Source organism: Bartonella sp. AD13SXNS (assembly GCF_042196465.1).
GTDB lineage: Bacteria > Pseudomonadota > Alphaproteobacteria > Rhizobiales > Rhizobiaceae > Bartonella.
The window spans coordinates 265062-278202 of record NZ_JBHIQI010000002.1 but is presented as its reverse complement, the minus strand read 5'-3'; the positions used below and the strand labels follow the sequence as shown (position 1 = coordinate 278202).

The window sequence follows — 13141 nt, the reverse complement described above, 5'->3', positions numbered from 1 at the left end:
TGAAAAAGAAATTTTTAATTTCGGACTTTTATCATGTAATATACTGATTTATAATGATAGTTTATCATTATTTTTGTGAATAAAAGTCTCCAATATCGTAAGATTTTTTCATTTCAAATCTATTCCATGTTGAATAGTCAAAACCATTTTTTTGTATATCATAAGTTAAGTTAGCGTATGGGTAAAAAACATTTAAAAAAGAAATTTAAATGCCTCTGATGAGGGCATTCAAATGCCAAAAACTATTGGCAACATGAGGAGCTGGAAAGTATAATGATGGTGCTGGCTAATTTTTGCGTAAGAATAAAATGGTAATACACAATGCTTTGATATCTTCTATGGTGATCTTTATAGCGCACCATTTATGGGGGACGTCGTAAATAAGTTTGGGGATCGTGGGATATATCTCTTTAAAACAGGCGCATGAATGCGCAAAATTAAGTGTATTCTTTTTTGGGTGACTATTTTATGTGAGGATCCTGTTCCTATTAAGGTAACAAATCTTGTTACCTTAATAGGTGAATAAGCAACAGTGTTGGGGAATTCTTTTTATTTTTGTTTTGTTGGTGAAGCAGTCAAAATTTTGCTACAGACAATTGATACAAGATGTCAGAGTATTGTAACCAGAGAAGGTACTTGTAAAAGATTAGCATTATTCGTTTGAGAGTAAATCCAATACTTTTTTAGTTTTAGTTATGCCATTAAAAGAAGATGAGTTGAAGTTAAATACAAATGAATTAAAATGTAAGCAAGAAGCTTTTCGTTTTACACCAGAGCTTTTACCGCGACCTTTTACGTGGAAAATTGATAGCAATGGTTTATTTTGTGAAGTTTCAAAAGAGTTAGCTGAAGTTGTTGGGCCTCTCTCTTCCTCTATTTTAGGATGTAGTTTTCATGATCTTGCTTATCAATTTAATGATGAGCGGTATCGGATTCTTAGTCGTTTTATTGAAGCGGCTGTACCTTGGAATGAAGAGATTGTTCAATGGCCTGTTGATGGCTGTTCACAATGGCTTGATGTTGAGTTATCTGCTTTACCAATTTTTGATGTTAAAAAGAAGCTTAAGGGATTTTGTGGCTTTGGTGTTTTAAAAGTACGAAAAAAAGTCCAAGAAAAAAGAGATGAAAAGCTGAAGACGAAAATGCCGTGTCTCTCTGAGATAGAACGATCAGCTTTTCGTGAGATTGCCGAGCAATTGCGTGATGAATTGAATTCATCGGCAAAAGAAGAAAATTTAGTTGAAGAAACAGCTATTCAGTTACCATATACACAAACATTGCCGGTAAATGCTATAGAACAAGCTCTCGTAAAAGAGCCCGCTGCAGTTTTATCATTGTTGGATACAGCAACTGATGGTGTTTTATGGTTGGATGAAGAGGGCTTTATTCAATCAGCGAGTAGGGCAGCCTTAGCATTAATGAGTTATGAAATAAATGAACTACGAGGACAGCCATTCTCTTCATTATTTACTTTGCAAAGCCGACCTTTGGTTGAAAAATATTTTAAATCAATCCGTATAGAGGGGAAAAATCAGGTTTTAAATAGCAGTGAAAGCGCTGATTTAATGACAAAAAATCATAAAAATATAACCGTTTTGATAACGATTGTATTTTTGGCAAAGCAAGGCAATTATGCTGTTATGTTACGTGATAGGACACAAACAGTTCGATCAGGAGAAAAAAAAGCAGAAGAGGATAAAATCGTTGGAGTTGTTCATGAAATACGAACACCTTTGAATGCTCTTATTGGTTTTGCAGAAATTATGAGAGAAGGCCGTTTTGGTTCGATAGAAAATGAGCGCTATCATGGATATTTACGCGATATTATTTCCTCTGGAAAGCATATATTATCGCTGATTAATCAATTACTAGAGTGCTCGAAGATAAATTATTCTGGTTCCGATAACCAGATTGATTCTTCCCTTATTTCTGAAACATTTGATGTTATATCTTGTTTACGTGCGACGATAGCTTTTCTTGAAACTCAAGCCAATCAGAACGGCATTATCATGCGTATTGTTGCTCCACCTCACGTTCCATTTATTCCTGTATCACAACAAGTGTTTCGCCAGATTATATGGAATCTTCTTTCCAATGCTATTCGTTTTACACCTTTGGGTGGACAGATTATTGTTCACGTTTCTTATAGAAAAGAACGTGTAAAAATTTCAGTGAGTGATAATGGTATAGGGATGAACGAAGAAGAGATTATACAGGCACTGCAACCTTATGGTCAAGTAGAGCGCAAAGATGGACGATCTGGTGATAGCGCTTTTATGGGAACAGGTTTAGGCCTTCCAATGTGTAAAGCAATGGTGGAAGAAAGAGGAGGACAATTTTTACTGTTCTCAAAACCCAATCATGGAACAACTGTGGAAATGTTTTTTCCTCGTGTTCCATGAGGTTAATCATGCATAAATTTATTTTTTCTTAGCCAAAAGATCTCTAATTTCTGTTAAAAGTTGTTCTTCTGAAGACGTTTTTTTGGGGCTTTCTTCTTCTTTTCTACGGATTTTATTCATGGCTTTAACGAATAAAAAAAGAACCCAAGCAATAATGAGAAAATTGATAAGTAAAGTAATAAAGTGTCCATAGCTAATGGTTGCTCCAGCTGCTTTGGCGGCACTCAATGTTGCTTGTTTTTCGCCAGCAAGTTGAATAAACATATTAGAAAAATCAATTCCACCTGTAATCAGCCCAATGATTGGCATAAAAATATCATTGACAATTGAGTTGACCAAGCTACCAAAAGCACCCCCTATAATCACACCGATAGCAAGATCAATCATATTACCTTTTAAGGCAAATTCTTTGAATTCTTTAAGCATTGCGTTTTCCCCTTTATGTAAGTGATATACGGTAATTTACTTACCGCTTTTGATGAAAAAGGAAAGGGCAGATTTTATTTTTAAGAATATATTACGATATTAATATTATTTTCAAAGAACTTTATAAGGTTTAATAAAGAGCTTTAGGATTCTATTTGAATGTATATAGAACATTTCCTAGAAAAAAGTTTTTTTGATAAAAATTATATCTGCTTTTTTCAACAGAAAGTAGAAAACTGTAGCTTAATTTATATAATTTCCTCAAGATTTTTATGTTAACATTAAAAAAAGAGATTTTTACACAATACCACAAAATGGGTAGTGTTGAAAGCTGAGCTATCAGAAAGCTTTTCAAATGAAGTACATATAAATGAAGCATATATATTGGCATAACATTTTATTATAAAAAGAGAATTTAGGAATAAAAAATATATTTCAGCACTGATGGAAGAAGTGGATAGAGAAGGTGAGAGTAAGATTTACAACTTAATTTCTCTTAATTTAGCAAGCGATAATAGCAATTAGGGGCATATTAGAGCTTATCTAAAAGCTATTTGTATTGTGTTACATGAACTGAAAATGGCGATCACCGATGGAAGGAAGCACATTTCATTAACTGGAAGATTGTATTAGTTTATAGATAGGAGAACTATAGGGTTAGCAAGATCATTTTGATTTGGAAGTTGTTGGTATGATAGGATGTGGGTTCAATGATCAACTGTCATCATTTCGACCATGTGTTCGACAATTACTTTTAGTGCTTCTGATGATAAAGGTACGCGAAATTCTGTTGTAGCATCGCGCTTTTCTTTCATATTTTCAGCAGGGATAATCCATATATCATTATCAATTTGGTCTTTATGAATATGACGTAAAGAGCTAGAGCGAGCGCCTGTAAGGATAAGCAAACGCAAAGCCAGTTGTGTCATAGTTTTTTTACAAAGTGTTTTATAAAAAGCTGGCACATCTTTCCAATCCATTGCTGGTCTATTAGTGATCTTATGACGTTGTTTTCCTAAAAGAGCGCGTGCTTTTGTTGTTGCTTGTAAATCAACATCCAAACCCAAAGCCGCCGCATGTTTGAGACAAATATTAAGACGGTTTAGTGCTTTCTCTGCTGTTGTAGCTTTTGTATGCCAAATAGGAACAAGCGTATTGCGTATCTCTGTTTGGGTAATTTCTGAAACGGACAGACAGCCTAATTTAGGGAGAATGTAAAGCCGCAAGGGAGAAAACCAGTTCCCATTCTTACCATCACCTTTTAATTCAGCTTTACGACTTTCAAAAGTATCCAAAGCGATATCTTTTTAATAATGGAGATTGCGCATTGCCTCACGCTTTTGTTTATTGCGTTCTTTAATGGGGTCACGACCTTCACGTAAAACAGAATGCCATTGGATTGCCAATTCACGCTCTTTTTTTTAAGAAACATCTCTCAAAGAGCATCCAAGCCCATTTCGCGACGGCGATCATGAATGGTATAATGATAAAGCCATTGAGCACCTCCATCTTTACGTTTATGAAGAAGCAAGCCGGCACCATCACACACTTTGCCATCTCGTGGGTGTTGCGACAGCCCTTGGCACTAGAGAGGGTTCATAAGAGCCATTTTAGTTCTTTTTTATACAGTTTTTACTCACACGCCAGCCCCGCTTGTGACGTGCAAGCGAATGGTTTTGATTGATTCAAGATAAACAGATTTGAAGTGAGAGAATCCTACGATATTCGGGATTCTCATTCGATATGAATAACGATTAATTATCATTAAAATCAATATATTATATGATATTACACAAAGAAACTTTGAGAATAGAGATAACTTTCTTGCCTTTTAAAGGGGGGGATAAGCTTACCTATAAGAAAGAAGAGAATGGCTTTGGTGAAGAGCCATTGATGTCTCAATTTATGCCGCATTTTATAAGATTTAGGTTTGAAAGTTTATCTCTGAACAGTAGCAAAAAAGAGAAACGTTTTTTAAAGAATAAAAAGTTTTTACACGGTATGCATCAATATAAACGTGTATGGTTATTAATGGATTTTTATGATGAAGTTTCTTATAGAAGAGAGCAGTATTATTTGGATAATATGCTCTCTTTGATTGATAATCTTTTGTGTTAAAAGATATAGGTGAGGTGCGATGGATCATTTTTATGTTGTGGAGAAGGATTGATGAGTTTTTTTCGTTGTATTGGCCGTTCTGCCTTATTTATGTTGGATCCAGAGCAAGCGCACTGTTTAGCGATTCTCGGGCTAAAAAGTGGATTAAATGGCTGTCAAAAGGTTGTCGATAAACGTTTGTGTGTAACTGTTGCTGGGCTTGAGTTTAAAAATTTTATTGGTCTTGCAGCGGGGTTTGATAAAAATGCAGAGGTTGTGGATGGTATTTTTCGTTTAGGATTTGGTTTTACTGAAATTGGGACAGTGACACCAAAGCCTCAGATTGGAAATCCTAAACCACGGCTTTTTCGTTTAAAAGAAGATGAAGCGATTATTAATAGAATGGGCTTTAATAATGACGGACATCAAGTTGTTTACAACAGATTGCGTGTGTGTAAAAAAACTGGTGTTGTAGGAGTTAACATTGGAGCTAATAAGGATACAGTTAATAAGATTGATGATTATACTGTTGGTATTGCTCATTTTTATGATGTTGCTGATTATTTTACGGTTAATATTTCTTCTCCTAATACACCAGGTTTACGTGATTTACAGGCCCGTGAAAGTTTGCATCTTTTGTTGAGTGCAATTTCGCAAGTGCGAAATGAGCAAGAGAAAAAGCATGGATTCTCCATTCCCATTTTTTTAAAAATTGCTCCTGATTTATCAGAGAAAGAATTAGATGATGTTGCTGAAGAAATAAAACTTTCTGATTTTAATGGGCTGATTGTTTCTAACACAACTCTTTCACGCCAGGGGCTTAGCAATAGTCACTTCAGTAATGAAGAGGGAGGGCTTTCTGGACATCCACTTTTTGAACGTTCTACTATTGTGCTTGCAAAAATGCGTCAAAAGTTAGGGAAGGAGATTGCAATTATCGGTGTTGGCGGTGTAAAGGATGCTGAAACCGCTTTGGAAAAAGTAAAAGCTGGTGCAGATTTGATTCAATTATACAGTGGAATGGTTTATGAAGGTCCAAATCTTGTCATAACTATTCTGAAAGAGATTTTGCAGATGATGCAACAAGATGGTGTTGATAACATAAAAAACTATCGTGATCATAGTCTTGAGCATTGGGCAAAATTTCCTTTGTAAAAAACGCTTTTTTCTTCACAAAAAATTGCGAGTTTTGTTTAAAGGGGCTTGCAAACTTTGTTGATCTTCCTTATGTCACATAAACAAAGGATAAATGTTTACGAAATCGTGAACAGTTATAATGCGTTTGCTTTTTGTGCGGTTGTAGCTCAGTTGGTTAGAGCGCTGGTTTGTGGCACCAGAGGTCGTAGGTTCAAATCCCACCAACCGTACCAAAAAATTTTATTGGAAATACTGAAAATGGATGTGCAAGACGAACAAACGCTTGCTAAGAGTATTGTATCTCCGACTGTAACTGCTTGGGGGTATAATGTTGTACAAAAAACGCATGGCATTCCAAAAAAACAATAAGGCGCATTGCGCTTCTCCTCTTACTTTAATGCGTTCTCATTATGCATCTTTTACACAAGACTTGCGATGGAAAGATTTTACGGAACAAATCAATTGTTTTGTTTAAAAGATTCGAGCTTCATACACTTTTCAATATGGAAGGGTATTCACAATGTTTGTTGTGATGAAGCAATTGCTATCTCTTGGCATGCCACTGGCTGTTGGGTTTATCTCTCAGATGATGATTTCCTTCACAGAAGCAGCGCTTGTAGCGCATTTAGGCGTGCAAGCCTTGAGTGGTACAATGTTAGCTCTGAGTATATTTAGTTTTGTTATGTTGTTTGGGCTAGGTATTATTACCGCGGTTGCACCAAAACTTGCGGAAAGTTTTCGGAGACAAGATAGATATGCATTAAAGGCATGGTTTGATCAAGGAATAGGGCTTTCCCTTTTGATTGGAATGATGAGTGCGATCATTTTACTCAACACGAGGAATATTTTGTGTTTTCTCGGACAAGATGGGACAATTGCCAATATAGCGCAGGAATATAATAGTGGCGCTGCTATAGGGGTGGTGTTTTTTTATCTTTATGTGAATAGCCGCGGATTACTGTCAGCAATTGATAATCCAAAGCCCTTAACCTGGGTTATGCTTGCGGCTATCCTCGTGAATTTTCTTATCTCTTGGCTGCTTATTTTTGGTATAGGTCCTGCAAGCGGCTTCGGTGTCTTTGGTGCTGGAATTGCGAGTAGTTTGATCCGTATTTTGATTGTTATTGCAGCAGCAATAATTTTGTCCCGCAATTCTGCTTTTCATTCTTTTCGCTTTAATTATTTGAGACCAAAGTTAGAGATTTCACGAATAATACAATTGCTGCGAGTAGGGCTACCCATTGGTATACGTATTCTTATTGCGGAAGGCTTTCCTTCGGTCATTGCATTTATGATTACGACTTATGGGGTCCAAGCTTTGGCTGTGCATACAATAGGGATGCGTCTCGATATGCTTATTTCTGTGGTGGCTTTGGGGATTTCCAGCGCAGCCGCGACAATAGCAGCGTGGTATAGAGTAGATAGGAATAATATGGCTCTAAAACAGTTGCGTATGAGTGTCACAGTTTTTGCTGTAGCTTATGTCTTATTTTTATCAGTGGTTGTTTATCTCTCTTATGAATTTATCCTTACAACCATCTTTAATATTTCTTCAGAACGCGTTGTTGTTTTCTCTTGGAAGTTGCTTCCGTTCATCTTATTGTCTTTTGCTTTTGGCACTTTAGGAGCTATGCTCAATGGCATACTTGTGGGTTTGCTTGATACGTTTTGGTCAACAATTGTTGTAGCAATAAGTTATTGGGGGGTAGGCCTATTGGGGGGAGCGCTAATGGCGCATTTTTTTGAATATGGCTTTATTGGCTATTGGCTTGGCATGATTGGTGCAAGCTTAATCGTTTCTCTCTTTAATTATATGCGCGTGGGTTATTTAATAAAATGCAACCCTATGTTTGGGGCAGAGTGAGTGTTATAAAAGCGCTTGTAAAGCACTAGCTGTGAAGGCATAGCTACTCACCGTCCATAGAGGCTGTTTTACTTCTATGGAGATAACAATTATGGAGATAACAATATAGGTTACAAAACTTGCTTAATATTGAAAAGAAGTGTCTTTGATTGTAGACTCAATATTATTTGTTGAGTTTTTAAATAATATGGGTTTATTAAAATCATTCGGCTATAATTTAAGAGTAAGTTCAGGTAGATTGGAAGAGTTTAATACCTTAAAAAATGACGAGAAAAAACGTGCTTATATTCATACGCCGTTGAGGAGTCATTTAAAAAAGTTGTTGTTTTTATAAGTTATTACCATTGCGATGCTAAAGTGTATGCATTTGTCAAAACAATCGCAGCTGCTGGATGGTGTTATTTTTGCAAGTCCTGTTTATCACGGGTCTTAATTCAGGGGAATTGAAGAATGCTCTTGATAATTTAGATTATGATGCTTTTTGGATAAAGCTTTTGGTCTTCTCTCTCATGACAATACAACCAAAAATGTGCACTGCCCTATGTATATTTGGTATTAATTGTGCATATGCTTTATGGACAGGCACTGCAATATCAAGTTGCTTCAGCTAAAGATGATTTTGCGTTTGAGAATGAAAACCGTACATGGAGACTTAGCAGCGTAAATGTATGGGCTTGCTGCGCACATCTTGCTGATAAAATGTACAATAAGGGTGGAGGATATGATCAAAAATGATAGGAAATACCGTTATTTAGTCGTTGGTGGTGCAGGTTGGCTTCCTTGCGCCGGTTATTAGGGCTGAACAACGTGATTATCGCAGCGCGTTTTCGTTCTCATCAATCCAAAATTGAGTTATTTCAGACAAGGGCTAAATGTATATTTTGGAGATTATTATAAGCCATAGGCACAATTTTTAAAAGGGGTACCACTATGGACGGGCTTGAAATATTGCATATTATGGGGGGCATTCGCCTGCACATGCATTTTCGTGTAGGTTGAGATTGAGCGGTTGTCCTTCTTACCGAAGCTTCAGCGTATTGTTCATGTTTTTGGTTCTAATGCAGAGGATAAAATAATCTCTGGATGTGCGCATCATAATAAGATTGATCCCACATCTGTAAAATTAGGTCGGAAAAGGCTATCATATGGCCGGCGGTGGTCAATGAGAAAAGTGTTTATGATCATGTGATTTGTGAGAGCCGTATTGAGAAAGAGTTTGCGCAAAATTTCGATAATGACTCTGATGTAAGATTGTTTTTTAAACTGCCAAGAAGTTTTAAAATAACCATTCCCATTGGTTCTTATACGCCTGATTGGGCGGTTTTTTTAGAGAGGGATGGCGAACAAAAGCTTTACTTTGTGCTGGAAACAAAAGGAACGAATAGCGAGTTTGATTTGCGCCTTAAAGAAATGCTGAAGATTAAATGCGGCAAGGCGCATTTTACCGCCCTTGAGACTGGTGTGGTGTTTAACGAGGCGCCGGGTGATGAGTTGTCGCGATTCTAAGCGGGGGATGGTGGTAGAGAGAGTAGGAGGGCTGTGGTAGGAGTGGGCGGCACGAATGACGCTGTCTTTAGTTGCGTACCACCAAGCTAATTTTGTGCTTTGCGAAATTCGCCAAGGCTTTTGGACGTACCGCGTTTACCGCGTAATAAAATCTTATGAATATCATGCAGAAGGCACGCAGAAATGGGTGATTGCGTGTTTAGCTTCCCAATGCCGTAATTAAGTACAGCCACATAATGAGATAGCTCTTCAATATCATCAGTCGCACTGATACTTTTTTTTATTTTCAAACAATAATAGGTCAGATGGTAACGATTATGTCCTTTCTATCTGAGAAAAGAGTAGCATCGCTTGCGTATATGCACGAGTAAAAGTCAATCAACATTGGTTTGAGGTAAAAACCGCCAATTATTTCTAATACACCTAAGGATTTCATAGCTTGCTCTAACGGTTTATATAAAGCCGCCCTTTTAAAAGGTGGATTGGGTGGCAAATTTATTGGGATATAGGCTTTATGAATCTCTCGAACTAATCTTTCTACTATGCAGATCCTAAGGCGTGATTGCATATATGGTCGCATCTGTTGCTGCATTGTGTAGGCAGAGATCCTAAATGAGGAAAGGAGTGCTGCTCTTTTAATTACAAAGGCAGAATACAGCGCGTAAGTGCAGCAAAATGTATTTTGAGGAGCAGTAAAGGAGTGAGGCATTTGATGTCCAGCGGGTGACGGATTAACTGGAGTATAAGGGGGTATTGCTAGGGCGGAGTTTTTGGTTAAGAATTGCACTTCGTATGCTATAAGCTCTCTGCATCCTTCATATGGCGTTGAGATCATCGCCCAATCAACGTAAAGGGGGCTGTTTTGTCTTTAGCGCTTGTTTGTCTGCTTCTATAGTGCCGCTGGCTCTATCAGCCATTATGGTGATAATTTTCTCGTCCAAAGAATAGATCAATTGATTGCGTAATAGGGTATGTGTGCCTTTTTTGACCGTGTCTTTTTTAAAAAGCAGCTGTTACCTCGTGGCAGGGTTGGGTGTGTCTATATGATCAGCCTGCCAAAGAAAAGGAAGCGTTATCGCGATAGCCACCAATAGTAGTCCAGCGATAAAGGTGGCAGCAAACTGCAATGATATAAAAGAACCAAGGACGCCGACCAAAAAGCTTCCGACCGGCGTTCCAGCATAGCCTATCACCCGAAAAGCAGAATTAGCTCGCCCGAGAAGTTGCTTTGGTGTGAGGCGCTGCCTGAAGGCGGTAACACCAATAAACCATAAGCTTGCTCCAACGCCAGCAATAAAGGTGACGCCCCATACGACGACAGCACTTTTTGAAAAGGCTGGAATCAGCAGCAAGACAACCGTTCCTAAACCGTCAGTGAGAACAGCTAGGCGCACCGGTGCATAGCGTATACGCGGCGCAAATAGGGCTCCTGCCATTGTTCCAAGCGCGTAGGCTGCAAACATCACGCCATATTGGCTGCTATGTAGGCCCAGATACCGACTGTCGGTAACGAAGAAGATGAATGAGGTTAGGAATGCTCCAAATACCACCGATAGAAAGAATGTGAGTAATGTAAGGGAGGTAAGATGCCGATTTGAAAAAATGAAACGAAAGCCGGCAATGATATAACGGAAAGTGATGTTTTCTTTATCAGGTGTTGGCGATGTCGGAACAGCATGGCGAGCGGTAAAAATCAATGCGATAAAAAGCACGATTAAAAGGCCGAGAAATAGCAGTGTGCTATGCGCTAAAATGCTGCTTGTTATGACAGGGGCAAGAAAATAGGAGACCCCGAAATCTAAAAACAAGACAATAGAGTAGAAGGTAATCAATCGCTCTCCCTCCATGATAAGTGGTGGAATCGTCATTATATAAGCTTCGGCAGAAACGACGATGAATCCAGCAATGGTTGCATAGAAGAAAATTTGTTCGGCTGGAGTAATCTGTATCGTGAGCAGTACGAACAGTACAATATGCAGTAGCATGAAGATGAGGAGAGCCGAGGTGGCAAGTTTTATTTTGTCGCAGCGATCAAGTAAAGCGCCTGCAAGGATGCCGAAAATTGGCCACGCTAATGAGAAGAGACTTTGCGCCCAACTTACTCCGACTACGCCATATCCAGATTGTCTTGCTAATAGCGGGATGGCAGTGCGCAAAGCACCGCTGAGTAAGGCGAGCAGACTAACGGTTAGGCAAAAATAGCGTATGTTCTTGTTGGCAAAAAGCGTGAACATTTTGTTCTCCTTAAGATGCCACACAGGTTTCCGCTGTTCCATCAAGTACGGCGGTTGTATTCAGCATGTTTGCGACATAGTCGTCCAAGATATTCCTGTCTTCCTGAGGTAGAAGAAAATACATGAGGTTGGAATACCATTGCCAACCACGCTGAGTTAGCTGGAGATTGTTATCACTTTCTGCGATGAGACCTGCACCTATGAGCTGTTGTAGGTTATTGTATACGAAAGAGGGAAGTGCGGTCCAGTCAATTCTTTCTTTTTTGGCATAGCCGTTATAAGGTAGCCGCATACACAAAGCTTTGGAGGCTTGTTGCTCCGCTGATACCCAATTGTAGTATACTTTGGATTTGTCTTTAAGTTGTATGTCGGTAATGTATCCGCTTCGACTGGGATTGGCTCGTGTGACGAGTGAGCCGAGAATCGACAGTGCTGACGCCCCGAAGCCAACCACATAATCGTCATGATAACCATGCAAATATTTGTGATAGCGGAAATAATTAGCTGAACTCGTTTTAGCGAGCGTTAGGGGAGTGTTATTGGCAATTTTGATATAGGAATGCCCATTACACGGCGCATAGCCGCAGCTGCGCATAACGATATCGCTAAATAATCGAAGCATCTGTCGATGCTGTAGGCTGGACGGTTTAGTCCCTTTTTGTGCGTAAGACTTATGCAGTTGCGACGTGATAGCCAGATTGTTGATTGCATAGAGGTTGATGGTTTCAGGGTGAAGCTCGCTGGCTTGCTTCAAATCGTATAATAGTTCTTCGGCTTGCTGGCTGTGCATGCCATATAGTAGGTTTAAACCGACATGTCCAATTATCTCTTGTGACCAAGCTACGGTATTGTTGATTTGTTCACGTGTTGAGGTGAGGTTAAACAATGATCGGAAACGCTCGATGAAACTCTGTATACCGAAGCTGATCCGGTTAACGCCGATCTCACGGGCAGCATAAAGTTTATCACGTGTGACGCTCTTCGGTTCGCTTTCCAGTGTAAACTCGGCTAAGGAAGAGAGCTCAAATTCAGCATGCAATACTTTTCCGATGTGGCGGATATTATCTGCAGACAAAAGCGACGGTGTGCCGCCCCCTATATAGATGCTGCTTAAGCGAGCGAATGAAATTTCCTTTGTTTCTGATCTCTGTGGTAAGTGCTGAAATATAAGATTCGATTTGTTTAACGTACTTGTAGTCCCCTTTCTGAAAGAGACAGAAGGAACAGATAGTTTTACAAAAGGGAATATGCAAATAAAGAGAAATGGTACGCGCTTGTGGAATCTGCTTACTTTGCGCTAGCTTATTAAAGTCTAGGTAATCGTAAAATTCATTTGAAATAGTGCGAAATAGCGGATATGTGAAGTTGTAAATCGGCTTGAGTTGATCGAACTTCACAAAAGGATGATCCACGAGTTGCATAGCTTATCTCCCCCAATTTCTTAACTCGCAATATATTATTGACGGGCGACTGGT

At 38.8% G+C, this 13141-nt stretch carries 10 protein-coding genes, 1 tRNA gene and 1 pseudogene; 7 read left to right on the top strand and 5 right to left on the bottom strand.

Translation table 11 applies throughout. The annotated features are described in order from the left end of the window. Positions 1-716 precede the first annotated feature (716 nt). Positions 717-2402, top strand: a complete 1686-nt coding sequence (locus ACFIMQ_RS03160; protein WP_375616375.1) for an ATP-binding protein — start codon at positions 717-719, stop codon at positions 2400-2402. An 18-nt stretch (positions 2403-2420) separates the two neighbouring features. Here the strand turns inward: ACFIMQ_RS03160 and mscL are convergent, their stop codons facing one another. Together mscL and ACFIMQ_RS03150 are read right to left on the bottom strand one after the other, a co-directional pair. Then, a complete protein-coding gene (gene mscL / locus ACFIMQ_RS03155; RefSeq protein ID WP_026500234.1) occupies positions 2421-2828 on the bottom strand; it encodes a large conductance mechanosensitive channel protein MscL in 408 nt (135 codons plus the stop codon). 746 nt (positions 2829-3574) lie between these two features. Next, positions 3575-4284: pseudogene (locus tag ACFIMQ_RS03150) on the bottom strand (tyrosine-type recombinase/integrase); the annotation flags it as partial. A 326-nt stretch (positions 4285-4610) separates the two neighbouring features. On the opposite strand from ACFIMQ_RS03150, the gene ACFIMQ_RS03145 reads away from it, so the two are divergent. From ACFIMQ_RS03145 to ACFIMQ_RS03120, 6 genes are all read left to right on the top strand, one after another. Beyond that, positions 4611-4946, top strand: a complete 336-nt coding sequence (locus ACFIMQ_RS03145) for a hypothetical protein (RefSeq protein ID WP_375703377.1) — start codon at positions 4611-4613, stop codon at positions 4944-4946. 51 nt (positions 4947-4997) lie between these two features. Further along, positions 4998-6080, top strand: coding sequence for a quinone-dependent dihydroorotate dehydrogenase (locus tag ACFIMQ_RS03140; protein ID WP_375703376.1), 1083 nt, complete (start codon positions 4998-5000; stop codon positions 6078-6080). A gap of 138 nt (positions 6081-6218) precedes the next feature. After that, positions 6219-6295, top strand: a tRNA-His gene (locus tag ACFIMQ_RS03135). A gap of 287 nt (positions 6296-6582) precedes the next feature. Next, a complete protein-coding gene (locus tag ACFIMQ_RS03130) occupies positions 6583-7926 on the top strand; it encodes an MATE family efflux transporter (protein WP_375703375.1) in 1344 nt (447 codons plus the stop codon). A 664-nt stretch (positions 7927-8590) separates the two neighbouring features. After that, positions 8591-8722, top strand: coding sequence for a hypothetical protein (locus tag ACFIMQ_RS03125; protein ID WP_375703374.1), 132 nt, complete (start codon positions 8591-8593; stop codon positions 8720-8722). Positions 8723-9081: 359 nt separating this feature from the next. Beyond that, positions 9082-9432 carry a hypothetical protein gene (locus tag ACFIMQ_RS03120; protein ID WP_375703373.1) on the top strand — a complete coding sequence of 117 codons (351 nt, stop codon included), beginning with the start codon at positions 9082-9084 and terminating at the stop codon, positions 9430-9432. A gap of 86 nt (positions 9433-9518) precedes the next feature. Here the strand turns inward: ACFIMQ_RS03120 and ACFIMQ_RS03115 are convergent, their stop codons facing one another. The 3 genes from ACFIMQ_RS03115 to ACFIMQ_RS03105 all read right to left on the bottom strand — a co-directional run bounded on the left by ACFIMQ_RS03115 (position 9519) and on the right by ACFIMQ_RS03105 (position 12741). Next, complete coding sequence (locus tag ACFIMQ_RS03115; protein ID WP_375703372.1) at positions 9519-9665, bottom strand: hypothetical protein; 147 nt, start codon at positions 9663-9665, stop codon at positions 9519-9521. A 780-nt stretch (positions 9666-10445) separates the two neighbouring features. Further along, entirely contained in the window at positions 10446-11666 is a 1221-nt protein-coding gene (locus ACFIMQ_RS03110; RefSeq protein ID WP_375703371.1) for an MFS transporter, read from the bottom strand. 10 nt (positions 11667-11676) lie between these two features. Next, on the bottom strand, positions 11677-12741 hold the full coding sequence (locus ACFIMQ_RS03105; protein ID WP_375703370.1) for a coproporphyrinogen III oxidase: 1065 nt from the start codon (positions 12739-12741) through the stop codon (positions 11677-11679). Positions 12742-13141 lie beyond the last annotated feature (400 nt).

Coding starts and splice junctions, on each gene's coding strand:
- ACFIMQ_RS03145 (WP_375703377.1), top strand. CDS start 4,611: ATGATATTACACAAAGAAACTTTGAGAATAGAGATAACTTTCTTGCCT.
- mscL (WP_026500234.1), bottom strand. CDS start 2,828: ATGCTTAAAGAATTCAAAGAATTTGCCTTAAAAGGTAATATGATTGAT.
- ACFIMQ_RS03125 (WP_375703374.1), top strand. CDS start 8,591: ATGTATGGGCTTGCTGCGCACATCTTGCTGATAAAATGTACAATAAGG.
- ACFIMQ_RS03140 (WP_375703376.1), top strand. CDS start 4,998: ATGAGTTTTTTTCGTTGTATTGGCCGTTCTGCCTTATTTATGTTGGAT.
- ACFIMQ_RS03110 (WP_375703371.1), bottom strand. CDS start 11,666: ATGTTCACGCTTTTTGCCAACAAGAACATACGCTATTTTTGCCTAACC.
- ACFIMQ_RS03130 (WP_375703375.1), top strand. CDS start 6,583: ATGTTTGTTGTGATGAAGCAATTGCTATCTCTTGGCATGCCACTGGCT.